Annotated in this window: 19 protein-coding genes and 1 pseudogene; 11 read left to right on the top strand and 9 right to left on the bottom strand. The window is 30.4% G+C overall.

Features of this window, described 5'->3' with window-relative positions:
• Positions 1 to 34 precede the first annotated feature (34 nt).
• Positions 35 to 1066, bottom strand: coding sequence for an alpha/beta hydrolase (locus tag CLFE_RS23370; protein ID WP_077893074.1), 1032 nt, complete (start codon positions 1064 to 1066; stop codon positions 35 to 37).
• A gap of 118 nt (positions 1067 to 1184) precedes the next feature.
• Here CLFE_RS23370 and CLFE_RS23365 point away from each other — a divergent pair, with 118 nt between their 5' ends.
• The 5 genes from CLFE_RS23365 (at position 1185) to CLFE_RS23345 (ending at position 4023) form a co-directional block, all read left to right on the top strand.
• Positions 1185 to 1466 carry a hypothetical protein gene (locus CLFE_RS23365; protein WP_077893075.1) on the top strand — a complete coding sequence of 94 codons (282 nt, stop codon included), beginning with the start codon at positions 1185 to 1187 and terminating at the stop codon, positions 1464 to 1466.
• 215 nt (positions 1467 to 1681) lie between these two features.
• Positions 1682 to 1906, top strand: coding sequence for a hypothetical protein (locus CLFE_RS23360; RefSeq protein WP_077893076.1), 225 nt, complete (start codon positions 1682 to 1684; stop codon positions 1904 to 1906).
• A 109-nt stretch (positions 1907 to 2015) separates the two neighbouring features.
• On the top strand, positions 2016 to 2627 hold the full coding sequence (locus CLFE_RS23355; protein WP_077893077.1) for an immunity protein Imm33 domain-containing protein: 612 nt from the start codon (positions 2016 to 2018) through the stop codon (positions 2625 to 2627).
• 331 nt (positions 2628 to 2958) lie between these two features.
• The gene (locus tag CLFE_RS23350; RefSeq protein WP_077893078.1) at positions 2959 to 3459 is read left to right on the top strand and encodes an NUDIX hydrolase; all 501 of its coding nucleotides are present in this window, start codon (positions 2959 to 2961) and stop codon (positions 3457 to 3459) included.
• A 93-nt stretch (positions 3460 to 3552) separates the two neighbouring features.
• The gene (locus CLFE_RS23345; RefSeq protein WP_077893079.1) at positions 3553 to 4023 is read left to right on the top strand and encodes a GNAT family N-acetyltransferase; all 471 of its coding nucleotides are present in this window, start codon (positions 3553 to 3555) and stop codon (positions 4021 to 4023) included.
• 76 nt (positions 4024 to 4099) lie between these two features.
• Here CLFE_RS23345 and CLFE_RS23340 read toward each other — a convergent pair whose 3' ends face one another.
• The gene (locus CLFE_RS23340) at positions 4100 to 5428 is read right to left on the bottom strand and encodes a glycosyl hydrolase family 18 protein (RefSeq protein WP_077893080.1); all 1329 of its coding nucleotides are present in this window, start codon (positions 5426 to 5428) and stop codon (positions 4100 to 4102) included.
• 116 nt (positions 5429 to 5544) lie between these two features.
• Positions 5545 to 6432 (bottom strand): fructose bisphosphate aldolase, encoded by an 888-nt coding sequence (locus tag CLFE_RS23335; protein ID WP_077893081.1) that lies wholly within the window; start codon positions 6430 to 6432, stop codon positions 5545 to 5547.
• Between the two features lie 285 nt (positions 6433 to 6717).
• Here CLFE_RS23335 and CLFE_RS23330 point away from each other — a divergent pair, with 285 nt between their 5' ends.
• Both CLFE_RS23330 and CLFE_RS23325 read left to right on the top strand, forming a co-directional pair.
• Entirely contained in the window at positions 6718 to 7974 is a 1257-nt protein-coding gene (locus tag CLFE_RS23330; RefSeq protein WP_077893082.1) for a glycosyltransferase family 39 protein, read from the top strand.
• A 421-nt stretch (positions 7975 to 8395) separates the two neighbouring features.
• The gene (locus tag CLFE_RS23325; protein ID WP_077834634.1) at positions 8396 to 10468 is read left to right on the top strand and encodes a M6 family metalloprotease domain-containing protein; all 2073 of its coding nucleotides are present in this window, start codon (positions 8396 to 8398) and stop codon (positions 10466 to 10468) included.
• A 27-nt stretch (positions 10469 to 10495) separates the two neighbouring features.
• On the opposite strand, the gene CLFE_RS23320 is transcribed toward CLFE_RS23325, so the two are convergent.
• Both CLFE_RS23320 and CLFE_RS23315 read right to left on the bottom strand, forming a co-directional pair.
• Positions 10496 to 11608 carry a 5-methyltetrahydropteroyltriglutamate--homocysteine S-methyltransferase gene (locus tag CLFE_RS23320; protein WP_077893083.1) on the bottom strand — a complete coding sequence of 371 codons (1113 nt, stop codon included), beginning with the start codon at positions 11606 to 11608 and terminating at the stop codon, positions 10496 to 10498.
• 97 nt (positions 11609 to 11705) lie between these two features.
• On the bottom strand, positions 11706 to 12608 hold the full coding sequence (locus CLFE_RS23315; protein ID WP_077893084.1) for a LysR family transcriptional regulator: 903 nt from the start codon (positions 12606 to 12608) through the stop codon (positions 11706 to 11708).
• A gap of 155 nt (positions 12609 to 12763) precedes the next feature.
• On the opposite strand from CLFE_RS23315, the gene CLFE_RS23310 reads away from it, so the two are divergent.
• The 3 genes from CLFE_RS23310 to CLFE_RS23300 all read left to right on the top strand — a co-directional run bounded on the left by CLFE_RS23310 (position 12764) and on the right by CLFE_RS23300 (position 14662).
• Positions 12764 to 13432, top strand: a complete 669-nt coding sequence (locus tag CLFE_RS23310; RefSeq protein WP_077893085.1) for a hypothetical protein — start codon at positions 12764 to 12766, stop codon at positions 13430 to 13432.
• Positions 13433 to 13536: 104 nt separating this feature from the next.
• The gene (locus tag CLFE_RS23305) at positions 13537 to 14283 is read left to right on the top strand and encodes an EFR1 family ferrodoxin (RefSeq protein WP_077893086.1); all 747 of its coding nucleotides are present in this window, start codon (positions 13537 to 13539) and stop codon (positions 14281 to 14283) included.
• Positions 14284 to 14353: 70 nt separating this feature from the next.
• A complete protein-coding gene (locus tag CLFE_RS23300) occupies positions 14354 to 14662 on the top strand; it encodes a YciI family protein (protein WP_077834639.1) in 309 nt (102 codons plus the stop codon).
• Positions 14663 to 14736: 74 nt separating this feature from the next.
• Here CLFE_RS23300 and CLFE_RS23295 read toward each other — a convergent pair whose 3' ends face one another.
• Both CLFE_RS23295 and CLFE_RS24415 read right to left on the bottom strand, forming a co-directional pair.
• Complete coding sequence (locus CLFE_RS23295; protein ID WP_077893087.1) at positions 14737 to 15138, bottom strand: ferritin family protein; 402 nt, start codon at positions 15136 to 15138, stop codon at positions 14737 to 14739.
• A gap of 115 nt (positions 15139 to 15253) precedes the next feature.
• A complete protein-coding gene (locus CLFE_RS24415; RefSeq protein WP_207651372.1) occupies positions 15254 to 15613 on the bottom strand; it encodes a cytochrome b5 domain-containing protein in 360 nt (119 codons plus the stop codon).
• Between the two features lie 131 nt (positions 15614 to 15744).
• Here CLFE_RS24415 and CLFE_RS23285 point away from each other — a divergent pair, with 131 nt between their 5' ends.
• Entirely contained in the window at positions 15745 to 16446 is a 702-nt protein-coding gene (locus CLFE_RS23285; protein ID WP_077893088.1) for a stage II sporulation protein P, read from the top strand.
• Positions 16447 to 16466: 20 nt separating this feature from the next.
• On the opposite strand, the gene CLFE_RS23280 is transcribed toward CLFE_RS23285, so the two are convergent.
• Both CLFE_RS23280 and CLFE_RS23275 read right to left on the bottom strand, forming a co-directional pair.
• A complete protein-coding gene (locus tag CLFE_RS23280) occupies positions 16467 to 17024 on the bottom strand; it encodes a MarR family winged helix-turn-helix transcriptional regulator (protein WP_077893089.1) in 558 nt (185 codons plus the stop codon).
• A gap of 92 nt (positions 17025 to 17116) precedes the next feature.
• A pseudogene (locus CLFE_RS23275) lies at positions 17117 to 18387 on the bottom strand (acyl-CoA thioesterase/bile acid-CoA:amino acid N-acyltransferase family protein).
• Positions 18388 to 18443 lie beyond the last annotated feature (56 nt).

Here is an 18443-nt window from a genome sequence, read left to right as displayed (position 1 = left end):
GATGCACAACAATTGCGCACAGCTTTTTTATATTTTATTTATGAAATTCTTTTTGCAAATATAAAGCAACCTCATCTAAGGCTTTATCAGCTTTTTTTGTAATCCTATCCATTGTAATGAATCCATGTGGAACACCAGTATATTGGCTAAGCTTAACTTTAACTCCTGCATTTTTAAGTTTTTCTCCATAGGCATTTCCTTCATCTCTAAGGGGATCGACTTGAGCTGTTACTATAAGGGTATCAGGCAGCCTTGTGAAATCTTCAGCTAAAAGAGGAGATGCGTAAGAATTTTTTCTATCTTCTTTTTTAGGGACATATAAGGATACATACCTTTCCATATCTTTTATTGGAATATTGATGTTTTTGGAAAAGTAAGACCAGGACTTGCTATTTAGTTTAAATATATTTGTGGAAGGATATATAAGTACTTCACAGACTATAGGAGGACCATTTTTATCCCTTGACATTAAAGAAACGGCAGCGGATAAATTTCCACCAGAACTAGCTCCAACAACAGCTATACGTTTTTCATCACCATTTATACTTTTTGCATTTTTATAAGTCCACTGAAGTACATCATATACATCTGTAAGGCCACTAGGGAAAGGATTTTCTGGGGCAAGACGGTAATTTACAGATATAACGATTGCATTTGTGTTTCGGGATAGTTTTCTACAAACGTTATCTTCTGTATCAAGATTGCCTGCAGCCCAAGAACCAGAATGTGAGTATATGACTATAGGTATATTACTAGCATTTCCAGGAGTGTATATACGTACAGGTACCTTATTTGAGTTGGTAACTATAGTGAAGTTTTTGATATTAGAAAAAGGAATGGATGGCTTAGACCACCTAGTAGTCTCTGTATCCAAGGTTTTTCTTACTTCTTTTATAGATTTGTTATCTATTGAATTAGGTTTAAGTATACTATTTATGTTTAACCTTAATGAAATATATGTATCAAGTCCTTTACTAGTTGATTTAATGAAGACAATAATAATAAAAAAAGCTATCAGTACAATAATACTTGAAAAGATTAAAACCTTCCTTATGTTTTTTTTCAATTTGAGAGCCTCCTTAGGTAGCTACTTTTTTATGAATCTTTAAGTTTAAAGCTTATATAAGTAGTCTTTACGTATTTTAATTTGGTATACTGAAAAATAGTTAAAAGATACTTCAAAAATGGACTCATTTATAAAAGAATTGAGAAAAGGAATAGACAAAACAGAAGCAGTTAAAAATGATATAAAAAGAGAGCAGAGAAGATTAAATAATGGATCAAGTTCAGATATAATTAAGGCAGTTCAAGGTGATGTAACCAAAATTTTTAATTCTTCAAAAAGTATTTTAGGTATAATGGTTAGAATGTCAATAAATCTGAACACTGCAAAAACGGAATTTATAAATGCAGACAAAAATATCTTTGATTTAAAAGCACTTAAGCGTAAAGGAATTTATAGGTGAAACGAGGATTCAAAAGAAAATACAGGAAAAGCAAATTTATTGCCAAATGCTAAACTGGAGAAGGATATACTAAGATGGGTGCTTGAAGAAGCTATTAAAAGTAAAGGTGAAAGTGATTTAAGATTAATGGGAAAAATAATGAATCAATTAACCCAATAACAAAATCAGAATATAACAATCTTAGAAAGAAGACACCAAATAGTAAAATTAGAAAAATGGTAAATGCAGAAGGATTAAAAGTAGATCCTGTTTATGGATATGAGACAAATGTTCTTGAAGCTGATCATATTGTATCTATGAAGGAAATTATTAATATGCCTGGTTTTTCCCAATTATCAAAAAGTCAACAAATAGAAATACTAAACTTAAAGGATAATTTTGTAGGACTAGGTAAGTCAACCAACGCATCAAAATGTGCGAAAATTGGACTGATTGGATAGGTCATTCTAAATTAGGTGAAGTTCCAAGTGATGTAAGAAGTAATATGTTAAAGTTGGAAGGTTTGGCTAGAATTGCATTGCAAAAAGCGATTGAAGAGAGGTTAAGGAAATGATAACTATAAAAAGAAATATTAATGGAAAACTATTTAAGGTAACTGTAGAAGAATACTTAAAAGAGCAGGCACAAGCGTTTCTTGATGTAATTGCTAATATTGAATCTAGCAAAATAAAAGATAAATTTAAAATTCAAATAGGATGGAGTATATTTACAATTGTGGAGGATAGTGATGGATTTAATATAGTTTCGCCTGATTATAGCAAAAATCTATTTCATGAAAGTACGAATGATCTAACTATACCTTTATGGATACAGCTAGAGCAGGGAATTTTGTTAAATAAATTGAGGTTAGATGGAGAACAGATTTCATTTCAAGACAAGGTAGTGTGTACTAAGGAAGTACTATCAATGGATAGTATTTATATGGAAAGAGCTAGTGAGCGCGAGAAGGGAGATTCAGGATGGTATATAGGACCTGTTGATGAATCAATTACTAATGATAAATTAGAAGCATACTATGCATATCAATTATTAAAGATTAGACCAGCAATAATAAAAACACTAGCATTACCAAGCGGTTATATGGCTGTATTTGAGAAAGATGAATTAAAAGCAGTACTTAATGAGAAGGATATTGATTTATTAAAAAAGTATAATGAGTAATAGAATGTATCTTTTGTAAGGAATATAAAAGAGAGATTCCAACGCAAATAAAATTAATATATGATCTTAACAAGAATAGCCTAAAATCAGAATATAAATACGATTTAATATATTCTACTGATTCAATTAAAACGGCAGATGATATAGCTGTAGAATGGTTTGAGAGCATTAAAATGGAAAACAATAAATAAAGATTATTATCCAATAGAGTTAACATTTCAAAATAAGAAATGTTTACTTTTAAAATTAGTGATTTAAAAGTTTTTTGTACAAAAATATCAATAGCAATTAAAAATAAGTGAATGCAAATTATATTACTTTGGGGGTAAAAATGAGTGAATTATGGGATTTGTATGATGAATGTAGAAAACCGCTAAATAAAACACATATAAGGGGTGTACCTCTTTTAAAAGGTGAGTATCATGTAGTCGTTAATATTTGGACTATAAACAGAGATGGTAAAATACTTATAGATAAAAGACATCCTGATAAAAAATTTGGAGGTCTTTGGGAGTGTACAGGCGGTTCGGTTACTATAGGTGAAGATAGTATAACCGGTGCGTTAAGAGAATTAGAAGAAGAAGTTGGTATTAAGGTAACTCCCAAGGAACTTATTTTAATACATAGTATTCGTTTAGCGGACAGGTTTGTGGATACATATATTGTTAACAAGGATGTGGATATAGATAGTTTAGTATTACAAGAGGAAGAAGTAACTGAAGCAAGATTTGTTACTCTAAATGAATTAGATGAATTATGTTTAAACAATAAGATAATTATAAAGGAACGTTACAAAATGTATCATGATAAAATTGCATTATATACCAGATAAGAATTACCTTTCTTTAATAATTGTTTATTATCAAAACTGTTCTTAAATATAGCTAAAATTATAAAATTATCAGTACTTAGGAGGATTGTGATTATGAAAGACGTATTGATTCGTTATGCTGTAGTAGAAGATTATGAAAATGCCCAGGAGATCATGCAACAAGTTCAAGCTTTGCATGTGAAGTGGAGACCTGATATATACAAACAAACTTTTACAGTTTTGCCTCATGAAGAATATAAAAGAGCTGTTGATCAAAATACTATTATTGTAGCAGAGAGTAATGAAAAAGTAGTTGGAATGCTTTCATATATTTGCAGACATGTTGAAAGTGATAAACAGGTTACCAGAGATATTATATTTATTGATTGTATGGCAGTAGATAAAGAAAACAGAGGGAACGGTATTGGACATAAGTTAATTGAATTTGTCAAAAATATTGTTAAGGAAAAATCTTTTGATGGACTTGAGCTTCAGGTAAATGCGAAAAATACAGATGCAAGGAAAATGTATGAAAAGTATGGTTTTGTGGAGAAATCAATAAATATGGAATACCTATTGCAATAAAAACACCATAATGAACTATTGACCTAAAAACCATCCCCAAAATTTAAATAAATTTTTGGGATGGCTGTATTTAAAACTATCTATTAAACTTAGTTTTTATAGTTGACCAGTAATCTGTATTTTCAAGACCAAGTCTCCAAATTGCAATACCTGATAAATTATAGTTATTTACCAAATCTAACTTGTAGCCAACGCTTGTACCATTTTCAAACCAAGCTGAGTGTGCAATTCCAGTTGAATCTGTATAATTAAAGTAAGGTGTCTTACTTGTTGCATCCCATAGTACAGCAGCTCCATTTGTTGAAGCTAGATTATACATACCATTTATGCCATAAGCTTTTGTACTAGTTGAATACCAATCATATCCATAAGCCGCAGTTCCAAGAAGAAGCTTTGAACTTGGGATTACAGTAACAGCATATTTAACTACATTCTCTACCCAGCCAATTGAAGCTACTGGACCAGGAGTTCCACCTGGATAGTGCTCGTCATAAGTCATTAAAACTATTTGATCAGCATATTTAGAAAGACTTGCATAGTCAAAAGCACCACTCCATCCATCTGTTTGGTTATCATAGGTTTTTGCTGGAACAGACATAGTTACTGTATAACCTAGAGGTTTAAGAGTATTGTATAATTCACTCATAAATGTTGTTAAATAGCTTCTATCGTAGTAATAAACGCCTTCAATATCAACATTTATTCCCTTGTAACCGTTTGTTTTTATAATATTTAACATGTTATTTATAAGAGCTTGTCTATTTGTAGCACTTTCTAAAACAGCTTTGGATATATTTTTATCGAAGTTATTTTGAATCATTGCTAAGGAGTTAATTCCATTGTTATTAGCATAGGTTAATTGATTTGTAGGAACAAGTCCTGTAACATTTCCTGCTGCATCTGTCTGGTAAGATTGAGTAGCTATTTCATCAATGGTAGATGTATTAGTTGCCATTGAGTTATACGAAGAAGTATCTCCTGAATAATAATAAGTAGTAAATCCAAGTATAAGCTTCTTAGAAGTTGTTACAGGTGCTTGAGCAGTTGTTAGGTTTATATGTGTTGATGCTGCGGAGGTACCATAGGAATTATAGGCTGTAACATAATACCAATATTTAGTACCAGCAGTCAGTCCTGTATTGTTGTAGCTTGTACTTGATAGTGTTGCTATTAATGCATAATTTGAATCATTTGGGGTAGCCCTATAAAGCTTGTAGCCTGTCGCATTTGAAACTGCAGACCAACTTAAAGCAGCAGAGCTAGTTGTTATGTTAGAAGCTGTTAAATTAGTTGGGGCTATAGGAGCAGTACCAGATACCCTTGGTTTAGCCAATACCATAGTGTTACTAAGAATCAAAGTAAGTATTAATACTAAAACTGCACTTATTTTTTGATATTGTCTCATAAATTCTATCCTCCTTGATTTAGTTTATATAAGATTATCGACAAAATAAGTGCTAAATTTACAAGTAATATATAGTAATAAAAAATACGCATCAAGGTGTGATACGCATTTTTTATTTATTTTATTGATGCTTTATAAATTTCCTTAATTGAGTCACCTAAGGTTTTATTAAATTCTTCTTCACTTTGATTCATACTTAAGTCTTCGGATAAGGCACGAGAAAAGCTAGCAATTAAACCAGAGTTACGAGATAATTTAGCATTTGCCTGTTCTCTACTATAACCTCCAGATAAAGCTACTACCCTTACAATATGAGGATCTTTCATTAAATCACTATAAAAATTATCTTCAGTTGGTATTGAGATTTTAAGCATTATTTTTGTTTCATCATCAAGCGTGTTTAAGTGCTTTAGTATTTCATCCTTTAAAATATTTTCTGCTCTTTCTTTATAACCACTATTAATATCAATCTCTGGCTCAAGGATTGGAACTAAGCCCTTTGATGCGATTTTTATGCCAATTTCAAATTGCTGGTCTACAATCGTTTTTATTCCTTCAAGATTTGGCTCTTTAATAAATGAACGCATTTTTGTTCCAAATATATTTTTTTCTAGGGCAGCATCTAAAATATTATCTAAATTGTCTATAGGCTTCATAAGCTGCACACCATTTTGAGTCGCAGCTAAGCCTTTATCGATTTTTAGAAAAGGTACTATGTTTTTCTCTTCCCAGAGATAATCAGCTGTATATTTTCCATCAATAGTACGCTGCATTGTGTTTTCAAATAAAATAGCACCTAAAATATAATCTGAATTGAAGGGCGGACTTTTTATAATACGTGTTCTCATTTCATGAACTAAATTGAACATTTCCTCCTCGTTAGAGTAGCTATTTTCTTTAATTCCATACTGAAGTAATGCTTTTGGAGTACTGCCGCCGCTTTGGTCTAGTGCGGCAATAAAGCCATCACCTTTATTCATGCGAGTCAATTGAATTTTATTCATTAATTTTTATCTCCTTTTTATTGCACTTTAATTAATAGTATAAACAATGCTTAAATATTTATTAAAGGAATTATAGTAGAGTACATTTTTGTAATGATTGATGTAGGGTAGATAATTGGACTTAGAACTAATAATAAAACTTTATTATTAATATAAAAGGCAGTATTAAATAATATCTTTGGTAATTTGAGAATTTTAGCGAAAAAGTAATTTGATATAATTTACCATTTATGAAATAATTGGTTTTAGAATACATGAAACTTACAGTCAGGAGAAGAGAATATTATGAAGAAAAAGTATTATATGTATGTAGGGATGCTAGGAATATTATTAAGTTTAATATGGGTTATATTAGTGAAAACTCAGCCTTATTCTGATTTTCAGTATTATAATGAACTTGCAAAACAAATAGCAAATGGTGGTGTATGGGGAAATACATACACGTCAGTAGGATATTCTATATTATTAGGATTTGTGTATAAAATTTTTGGAGGTAACTTAATTGTAGCCAAGCTTTTTAATATAGTTCTAACAGTCTTGAATTACTTTATATTATATAAGGTGCTAAATAAGGTCAATATAAATGAAAAAAAGAGGAAAATAATTTATACAATATTTGTTGTTTTCCCTAACAATATTTTTTACAACAGTATTACTGGAACAGAAATTATATTTACTACAGTACTTCTTTTAATAACTCTAATATACTTTAGTGATATTAAATATAAGTATATTATGCTTGGTATTCTTACAGCAGCAAGTGCGATGATAAAGCCATTTTTTATTTTATTTTTCTTTGCAGTATTTATATTAGAATTAGTAATGAAGAAGAGACTTTTAAATGCATTAAAGCATGGTATTTTAATATTAGTTATAAGCATGATATGTCTTGCACCGTGGATTTATAGAAATACGAAGCTTATGGGTCAGCTTACATTTATCTCTAACAATAGTGGTATTGTGCTTTATATAAATAATAATTCACAAAATCATTATGGATTATGGATGGATGCTAATAATGTTGAAAATTCAATTGTAAAAAAGAAAAGCTATATAAAAGCAAATGAAACACAAAAAAATAAAATGTTAAGTACTGCTGCGAAAAAATGGATAATATCGCATCCTAAACAGTTTATAGTGTTAGGTTTTAAAAGAATACTCAATACCTATTTTAGTTGTAGTGACATAAGTTATAGTTTGTATGGTGCTGGTTTAAGTACTAATATTCAATTAATCTTAGGGATTTTGGCAAATGATATTAAAATTATAGTGTTTGCTTTGGCGGTTATTTCAATAATTATTTGCAGCATAAAAACAATATATAATTTAATTGCTAAAAACAGTCTAAAAGCATATGATATTTATGGTTTGATTTTATTCTATATGTTTACCAGTGTATATTTTGTAACAGAGGGTCAGCCGCGTTATTCTTTTCCCCTAATATTTATAGCAATTTATTTTTTCTGTAATGCTTTAGAAAGCGCTATTTTATTTATAAAAAGCAATAGGGGAAGAAAGCTAGCTGATAAAAAAAGCTTTTAGATAATTCATTATGAAATAGATTATACAAATTAGTATGAGGGGTATAGTTAATATTTATTAGCTATACCCCTCATTAAATGTATGTAAAAAATTAGGACGTATTTTAAAAAGTAGAAATATTTATTAGTGAGATCCCTTGAAAATACTATATTTAAGTAAAGTTTTTACATTTATGTATTTTATAATATTACGCAGAATTCCAATTTATTGAGTAATATGACATATTTAATAGAAATTTGTAATTATGAAGAGATATTATAAGTATACAGCTTTATCGAAAATTGTAATTTTTAAAACTTACATGGTATACTGTTTTTACACTTATTTCTGATGTGTAAGTACTTACAAGTTACAATATGTTAAGCTAGCCATTGACATATTGCGTTTGTAATTCTTTTTTGTCTTATAAGGGGGATTTTAAATGTCGAAAATAATTAAATATCTAACATCCGCAGTGGTGATAGCAGTAACTTATAGTGTTCTTAGTACAGGAGTTCTAGCAGCTCCAGTTCACAACCAAAAACATGAATTAAGACAACCAGATGGAAACAAGGTACAAGTTTTGGTTACAGGTGACGAATATTATGAACAGATAGAAAGCTTAGACGGATATACTCTTTGCCGTGACAAAAATGGTTGGATTTGCTATGCAAAATTAAATGCAGACAAAACTGATTATGTTTCAACTGGAGCAGTGTATAAAAATAATAATACACTAGGTGATATGAAAATTGCAGTTAAACCTGATAATTCAGGAATTAAGGGTAAGCTTCAAAAGCATTTAAAAATAACAAAGGCTGCAATGGAAAGCAAGGCTAATAAGGTAAGAGAAAAACTTCATGGAATGGAATATAGCCCTAAAGCAGCAACGGAAAATAAGTCTAGTATCAATGCATTATTGGAGTCTAAAATAAAGGCATCTAATTTAACCAATGTAAATGGACTAGCTGTATTAGTTGATTTTTCAGATCAGCAAAGTGCTATATCGAAAGCAGATATAAATAATTTCTTTAATGGAGTAAATTATACAGGCTATGGTAATAATGGTTCTATAAGAGATTTCTATTATGATGTATCTGGAGGAAAGCTTACTTATACAAATAATGTAATTGGTTTTTATAGAGCAAAGCATCCTAAATCTTATTATGATGATATCAATGAAGCTACAGGAAGCTATGCTAAGTCAGATGAGCTAGCAAATGAGGTTTTTGATTGGCTTAAAGCTTCAGGTATTGATATGTCTAAGATAACTACAGATTCAAATGGTTATGCCAAAGCTGTTAACATTCTTTATGCAGGTACAGCTGATGCAGGTTGGGCAAAGGGTTTATGGCCACATCAATCTTGGTACGAGGGTCAAGACAGTATAAACGGTGTTAAAATACAAAAATATGAAATGTCGGACATAGGAAATGACTTATCTATTTATACAATTTGTCATGAAAGTGGACATATGATTTATGGGTATCCAGACCTTTACGATTATGATGGAGATTCTGAGGGTACTGGAGGCTACAGCCTAATGAGCGGAGCTGATGACGAAAAAAATCCTATTCCACCAGATCCATATTGCAGAAATGTTATGTCTGGTTGGAATACTCCAATAAGCATGAATACTTATCCAAGCGGAACTAAATTTGATGCACAAACAAATGGAACTGGAAATCAATACTGTTATAAATGGTCAGGAAGTAATCCTAAAGAATATTACTTGATAGAAAATATTCAAAAAACAGGTAGATACGCTAGTGCTCCAGATGCAGGCTTAGCTGTTTGGCATGTAGATGAAAATGGAGATAATTCTAAAAATGCTATGACAGCAGCTAATCACTATTTAGTATCACTTGAACAAGCTGATGGAAGATTTGATTTAGAGAAAAATGTAAATGGTGGAGACAGTGAAGATTTATTCAGAGCAGGTTATAGAGATTCCTTTGGGGATACAACTCTTCCAAACTCTAAATGGTGGAATGGATCAGCTTCAGGTTTAAATATTTCAGGAATTAGCAGTTTAGGAAATGATATGACTTTTGTACAAGGTGGTACAGTTATAGATAATCCATATAAAAATATAGCACCACAAGCTACAGCTTCAAGCTCTTACGTATCTGATTGGGAAAGCATAAGTGCTTTAAATGATGGAAAAGAGCCAACAAGCTCAAATGATAGAAGTGCTGCTGTTTATGGAAATTGGCCAAAAACAGGTACGCAGTGGGTACAATATCAATTTAATAAGCAATTTACCATATCAAGCACTGATGTTTATTGGTTTAAGGATGGACAAGGTATAGATGTACCAGCTTCATATCAAGTATTATATTGGGATGGTAGTGCATGGCAGTATGTACAAAATGCAAAAGGTTTAGGCACAGAAATTAATAAATATAACACTACTACATTTACACCAGTAACAACAAATGCTATTGCAATACAAATGACATCAAAGGGCAGTTCTTCTACAGGAATACTTGAGTGGAAGGTATTCGGTAAATAATTAAGGAGTGTGAAAATAGGGATTTTCCTATTTCCACACTTCTTTTGCTATTTCTATAACTAATTTAATTTTAGCCCACTGATCTTCTTCTGTAAGTTTATTTCCTTCTTCTGTAGATGCAAAACCACATTGAGGACTAAGACATAAGCGCTCTAAAGGAATGTATTTTGCAGCTTCATTAATTCTTTTTATAAGAGCTTCTTTATTTTCAAGCTCTTTTGCTTTTGTGGTTATAAGACCCAAAACAACCTTTTTATCAGAACTTACATATTTTAAAGGTTCAAAACCGCCTGAACGTTCATCGTCAAATTCTAAATAAAAGGCATTTACATTTTCTTTTGCGAATAAATCCTTTGCTACTCTGTTGTAACCTCCAGTGCAAGCCCAAGTAGAATGAAAATTTCCACGACAAATGTGAGTGTTAATTACTAAATCCTCTGGCTTTTCTTCAATTACAAGATTGTTGATTCTAATTAATTTTTCAATGTTTTCTTGAAGGCCTTTTTCATCTGTTCCCAAAATAAAACAAGCATTAGGATCAACACACACTCCAAAGGTACAATCATCAAATTGAATGTTTCTGCAGCCTACGTCATATAAATCCTTTATTACTTTTGTATAGGCTTTTGCAATATCCTTAATTAATTCTTCTTCATCAGTATAAATAGCCTTTGTGCCTTTAATATTATCTGGTGTAATCATTTGAAATAAGAATTGTGCAGGTGCAGGTATAGTCTGACGTGCTACAGTATTTTCATCCTCAAATTGTTTTACAAATTTAAAGTGCTCTACAAATGGATGGTTTTCTATAGACACCTTACCAGTAAGAAAAGTATCGTCAATTAGTGCAGGTTCGCCATTAAAGGGTATACCTTTTTCTGTTTTTGAATGACCTACACCATTAAATGCCCACATAAAATCAAGATGCCAAGAGCTTCTTCTAAATTCACCATCAGTTATAGTTTTTAGTCCAGCCTTTTTTTGTTTCTCAATTAAAGTTATAATTGCAAGGTCTTCAACGGTTTTCAATTCTTCTTTTGTAATTTTTCCAGCTTTATATTCACTTCTTGCTTTTTTTAAAGCACTAGGTCTTAAAAAACTTCCTACAATATCATACCTAAAAGGTGCGTTAACTTTCATAATATCTATCTCCCATCATCTTTATTCTAAATTCATAATAACAGAAAATCGGCATTATAGTTAAAGCTAAAGAACTATAACTCGCTATAGCTTAAAACTATATCAAAATTGCTTTATGTAAAGCATCAATATAAATCTTCGCTAGGTTACTAAGGGATATGCTTTTATGTGAAATAAAGCCCACAGTTATTGCTTCATCAGCAGCTAAAGGCACAGCTATAATGTCATCTCCATTTAAATCAGAGCTTAAAATTCCTGTTGAAATAGTATACCCATTTAGACCAATTAAGAGGTTAAAAAGTGTAGCTCTATCGCTGACTCTAATGGTTTTTTTATGTGAAAGGGTGCTTAGTATTTCTTCAGAAAAGTGGAAGGAATTATATTCTCCTTGTTCAAAGCATAGATAAGGATAGTCTTCTAAATCCTGAATAGCAACCTCACTTTTCTTTGAAAGAGGATTACTTTTGCTAATAAAAACATGTGGTTTTGCCACAAATAACTTAGTAAATTTCAGATTACTTTCCTTAAATAGTTTGTTTAAAATTTTCGAATTAAATTCATTTAAATATAAAATTCCTATTTCACTTCTAAGATTTTTTACATCATCAATAATTTCATAAGTTTTTGTTTCTCTTAAACTAAATTCATATTCATCATTTCCATATTCTTTTATCAAATCAACAAAGGCATTTACAGAAAAAGCATAATGCTGAGTGGATACAGAAAAATGCTGCGGCCAAGGTTTTTTATTAAAGTATTTTTTTTCTAATAGTTCTGCTTGTTCTACTACTTGCCGAGCATAGCCTAAAAATTCGGCTCCGGCAGTTGTAACGCTAACTCCACGATTTGTTCTCTCAAAAATGCTTATATTTAATTCACGTTCTAGTTCTTTAATAGCATTAGAAAGACTAGGTTGAGTAATAAAAAGTTTATTTGCTGCAATATTAATTGAACCACAATTTGAAATTTTAATTGCATATTTTAATTGTTGTAATGTCATTTTTCCGCCACCTTTATAAAAAAATTCTTTAAACCAATAATACTATACTAATATAAAATTGGAAGAACTTATAGTTTAATGTTGTAATATTATACAAGGAATACATTATATTAAATATGGATGTGTATTTCAGAAATAAAATAGGAGATAGTATTATGGAAAAAAGCAACAAAAATAATTTAGTTCAGCGTTTGGGTTTTTGGTCTTCAACCTTTGCTACTATTTTTTCTTTAATGTTTTTAGTAGCAACCTTAATTCCTTTAGATCTAGATTGGAAGGGTATATCTCAATACAAACTAGATTATACTTCTGTACCAATATTTATATTCACAGTTCCATGCTTATTATTGGCGCTTTCGTTTCTTATCTTAGTTATTAGTCTATATTATAAAACTAAAAACAGGAATCATTTTTTATGTTTTTTAGCCTTAATTTTTACAGTAATATGTGTTGGACAAATCACAATGAATTGTTATTTACAGATGAGTTCTATTCGATTATCTATAGAAAATGGTGACGTTAATGGATTTACAGCTTTTGCCTTTGGGAATCCAGATTCATTATTTTGGTCTATTGAAATTTTAGGCTATACTTTCCTTAATATTGCACTTTTGTTTTTAGCACCTGTATTTAATGGAAGCAAGACTAAGTTAGTCATAAAGTGGATTTTCATTGTCAATGGTATTTTAGGTATTATAGCATTTTTTCAAGGTATACTAAAAATTTCATCTATGCCTATAGAGTTTGTGCTTTTTGGTATAAGCTTTCCCATTGCAACAGCTTTAATTGCATGCTTATTTAAAAATAATTGTATTTCTCAGTAAATAAAAAATTATGTAAAATTTATTTGTTTTTTAACATGAATTTTTTTTATACTTATATGTAATCAGTTTGTGAAATAATGAAGGAATAGGAAAGGTAGATTTTAATGATTTTATATTTTACAGGGACAGGAAATAGCGCTTATATTGCTAAACAGATATCAAAGTCTATAGGAGATAGGCTTATTTCAATAAACGAAAAAATTAAAGGAAATGATGTATCAGAAATAAATGTAGATGATAGGCTGATTTTTGTGGTGCCAACTTACGCATGGAGGATTCCAAGAATAGTAGAAGAATGGATTGATAAAACAAAATTTAAAGGTGACGTAAATACCTATTTTGTTATGAATTGTGGTGTAAGTATTGGAAACGCTGAGAAAGATATAAAACAACTATGTAAAAGAAAAGAATTAAGGTATATGGGGTTAACTAGCATTGTTATGCCAGAAAATTATATTGCCATGTATGATGCACCCAAGGAAGCTGTTGCAAGGCAGATCATTGAAAATGCAAATCCTGTAATTAATAAGGCTGCAAGTATTATTAAAGAAGGAAATTCATTTCCCAAAGTGAAGAGTAACCTTGTTGGTGGCTTGAACAGTTTTCTTGTAAATACATTATTTTATTCATTTTTTGTAAAAGCACATAAATTTACAGCAGATAATAAATGTGTGGGTTGTGGAGTATGTGTAAAGGAATGTCCCCTTAATAATATACAGCTGAAGGAAAAAAAGCCTGTCTGGGGAAATAAGTGTACTCACTGTATGGCATGTATTTGCAAATGTCCTACAAGTGCTATTGAGTATGGTAAAAGCAGTGTTGGTAAGGTTCGTTATCAATGTCCGATGTAGAAAGCTTAGTATATTATGGGCTATTATATAAAATACTATAAAGAGTATTTATATAATGGAGGGAAGTAAAGTGAAATATTTTATTGTGGAAGGTGTAATGAAAAATCAAGCTGCTATGAATGATGATATTCTGAGAAAACATGTAGAATATTCTTCTAAAAATGCAGTGGAGATTGGATTAACTCTGGTTTCAGGAGTTAAAGGAGATAATAGTGGAGGCATATCCATTATGAAAGGGGGATCACTCCAAAAAATAGAAGCCTATTTAGCTAATGATCCTCTTAAAACTTCTGGGATACAAGAATATCATGTTATAGAAATTTTACCGCATTATATTAATCCTGGAGCTGATGAATGGTTTAAGGATAATAATTTATAAAGATAGAATAGTTCTGTAAAAAGTAAAAAAACTATGCTTTTAATTTTAGCATAGATTTTTTACTTTTAAATAATTTATTTTTTCAATATGTCTATCAGATGTTTTAATTTCTCACCATGTCTTGCTTCATCTTTTGCAATGGATGTAATTACTTGTGAAACATCAGTTCCAATTGCTTGAAGTTTCTCTGAAAATTCATTAAGGTTTGATTCAGCAGCAACTTCAACCGGTTGTATTTTCATAATAGTTTCAAAGATATCTTGGGAAACCTTATTATTTAATACTGAATATATTGCAGCATGTTTAAGCTCATCTGTTGCTATTTCCATTAAGGTATCTGCTACTTCTGTAAGACCTTTACTTCTTGCTATATAAGACATGGAGGCATACAAAACTGCTCCTTGTGCTTCACCTGTCTTTTTTTGTTCGATTTCGTTTTCAAACTCAGTTCCTTTTGTAGCTCCATTAATACTCATAAAAAACCTCCATTTAAAAAGATAGTATTTATTGACAAACTAAGGTTATCATAATATTAAGCTTTTTTATATACACCACCATTATAGTGGCAATAATATTTTTTATAAGGTTAGATTATTTTAACTTACCAACTATAGGGAGATTCTTTAAAACATCTGTTCCGTGAGGAGAACGCTCTATTTCTTTAGTTAAATCTTTTCCAGCAGTTATTCCCTCCTGGTGTTCTCCATTATTCCATTTATTTGCATGCGTTACATCATACACAATACCACCTATAGCAACATAAGCCGGGTTCCCATTTTTTCCATTGTATTTTTTAAGTTCATCGACGGTGAAGGTTTTAGTTGTATTTTCTGCTGTACTTTTAGTGGTAGTATTATTATTTTTTGTAGTGCTGCTATTTGAAGAACAACCACATAGTAACACGCACATTAATGCTAGAAATACGCAAATATATTTAAAAGCTTTTTTCATGTAAAGCACCCCTTATTATAAAATTTAAAGTTAGTGTTTCTTATAAAGGCATATTTATTCTAGGTATAAGCATAAATTTTATATAAAAACTATTGATTAGAAAATAATGAAAAGCAAAGAAGGGATAAAACATGAAAAAAATTTATAAAAGAATACTTACTGGAGGTACTACACTAGCATTAATTACAGGTATTATGTATTTAGGAATAGGGGCTAATAAAATAAATTCTAATTTAAATAGTACTATAGTAAGTAAGTCTATATACGGAAATAGGAAGGCTTTAAAGAGGAGTTTGCCCAATATAGTAATTTACAGTTCGGAGTCAGGAGAAGATTATCCAAGTGGTAAAAGAGTAACTGATATAGGTAAACTGCTTAATATTAAACTTAAGAAAAAGGGGTTAAAAAGTACTTTTATAAACAATCCAATAATCACAAAAAAAGTTATGCTATCCTATTCTGATTACTCAAAAACCTATGAAAATACACGTAATTTGATAAAACAGAACATAAAAAATTATAACAAGTGTATTTTATTGGACATATATCGTGATAAAGGAGTGTCCAAAAACAATACTGAAATATCGCTGGTAACAAACACGCCTAATTATACAAAAAATAGAAAGTTTGCTGAAGCATTAATAACACAGTTAGATAAATTAAAAAGGCCAACAAATATATGCCCTTTTGTTTTGGATGAAACAAAATTTAATCAAGATTTATCAGATAAAAGCATGATGCTTGGAGTTGGTAATATTAAATCTAGTGATAGTGAACTAAATAAACTTGTGGATTTAATAAGTACAGCCTTTAAAAATTTAAATTATAAATAAAGGGTATATCAGTGTACCCTTTATTTTTGCTCGTTTCTTCTCTTGGAGAATTGCTCCAAAGCTTCTTCAACATCAATATTCACATCTGAATTTGGAAGGTCTACAGCTTCTTCAAAACCATCCATATCATTTCCGTCAAAACGATATAATTTTATAAGCAGTTTCCACAAAATTTCAATTTCTTCTTTAGTAAAATCCTTAAACATATCTGCCATGAAATTAACACTGCCACTGGAGCCGCATTTAATCATAGCTTCCATGCCTAAATCAGTTACAACCACGTTTACAGCTCTTTTATCCTTTTTATTAGGAACTATAGCTATAAAGGCTTTTTTCTCAAGACTTTTAATTATTTGAGATAAATTTTGCTTTGTGGTGCCTAGTTTTTTAGAAATATTAATAAGTGTAGTTTCGTCTTCTTTCAAATGAAGAACTGCTAGCATTGTGATGTACTGCCTAGAGGTCAAAGGTTCAAAATATTTATCACCTACCATTTGAAGTTTGTTTGAAACAGAAACAAGGCTTGCATAAGCCTGCTGCATAATATGTAATAAATAAAGTTCTTTATTATAATCCATGTTAAAAATCTCCCTAATAAAATTAAAATATAATCTATAGACAATGTATTGTCTATAGATTATATAACTTTACTTAGGAAATATCAATAATGCTATTTAAGAAATTCAATTGTTCGTCTCCAGGATTTGTATTGGCCTTCAGCATTACCTTCTATAGTTCCACCTGAAGAGAATACTCCTCCCATCATGTTCATGGATAAAGTTTCACTTATAGGAATAATGTATGGTACAGGCATAGGATGACCCATTTTATCAAAGGTAAGCAATTCTACCTTATGTTTATAATTATTCTTTTTTAGATTCTTAACTATCTCTGTGCAGCCTTCATAGCTATTCCAAATATTATCCTCTTTTCCCGTAATCATAAGTATATCAGCATTAGAGTTTTCTACTTTTATTCTTGCATCTTCCTTGTTTAATGCCTTTTCAATACTTTTTTTATAGGTACTAGCGAAGCCAAAAGAAATACCTTTTTTTACAGCTTTCTTTTGTTCTTCAAAGAAAATATTATTATCAACTTCTATATAGGGAATGGACTGGTCTTTATAACTCCAGGACGAAACATTATTTCCGTTCATCATCCCATCAAGAGCTTGAAAACAGTAAGCATGAGGCTCTACTGCAACAACTTTTTTAATTTCTTTGTATCTTGAAGCAAGAAGTAGTGCTAATTCTCCACCTTTTGAGGTGCCATGTAAAAATATTTCTTTAGAGTTTAGGATTTCATTATTTTGAAGCCATTTAAATATTCCTTCAAAATACTCAAGTGGAACTTTTTCTAATTTATCTGGTAGTCCTTCTGCTTCAAAATAGGGTACTACAAGAATATTAAAGCCATAGGAGGCAAGAGGACCTGCTAAAAGCGATAGAGCTTCTGAATCACCACTAGAACCTCCCAGCATTAAAACTGTTTTTTAGCTTTTCCTTTAAAAAATAGCTTACCTGCAAAATCTTTTTCATTTATATTTTTTACAATAACATCTTCTGTTTTAAATAATCTTTTTAAAATGATTGTTTCTTTTTCACCTGAAGCTTCAAAGGTCATATTCATAACCATAGGCTTTTCAATGGATATATTTTCTGCAATGTTTTTACATTGGGTTTTAGATTTTCTTAATGAGTAAATTAAGCCCATGCTGTCAGCATTTTCATAGGTGCCATCTATTGGCTTTGCTAAAGCTAAGTCAACTTCTCCTTTTTCAGTAGAAAGGAATACACCATAAGAGGAATATTCTTCACCTAAGCACCAAGGCAGCTCAGTTTTAAGAGTGATTTTTAATTTACTATTTGGTTTTAGCTTTAAAATTTTAATTTGTATTCTTTGAGTTATAAGGTCTTCTTTATTAGATATTTCTATTTCCATAGGGCTATTCTCCTTAATCATAATTTATTTTGACAATATATTGACTATATTAGTAT

It is taken from the genome of Clostridium felsineum DSM 794 (genome assembly GCF_002006355.2).
GTDB classification, from domain to species: Bacteria; Bacillota; Clostridia; order Clostridiales; family Clostridiaceae; genus Clostridium_S; species Clostridium_S felsineum.
The sequence above is the reverse complement of the archived record's forward strand: the minus strand, read 5'-3'. Positions and strand labels throughout refer to the sequence as shown.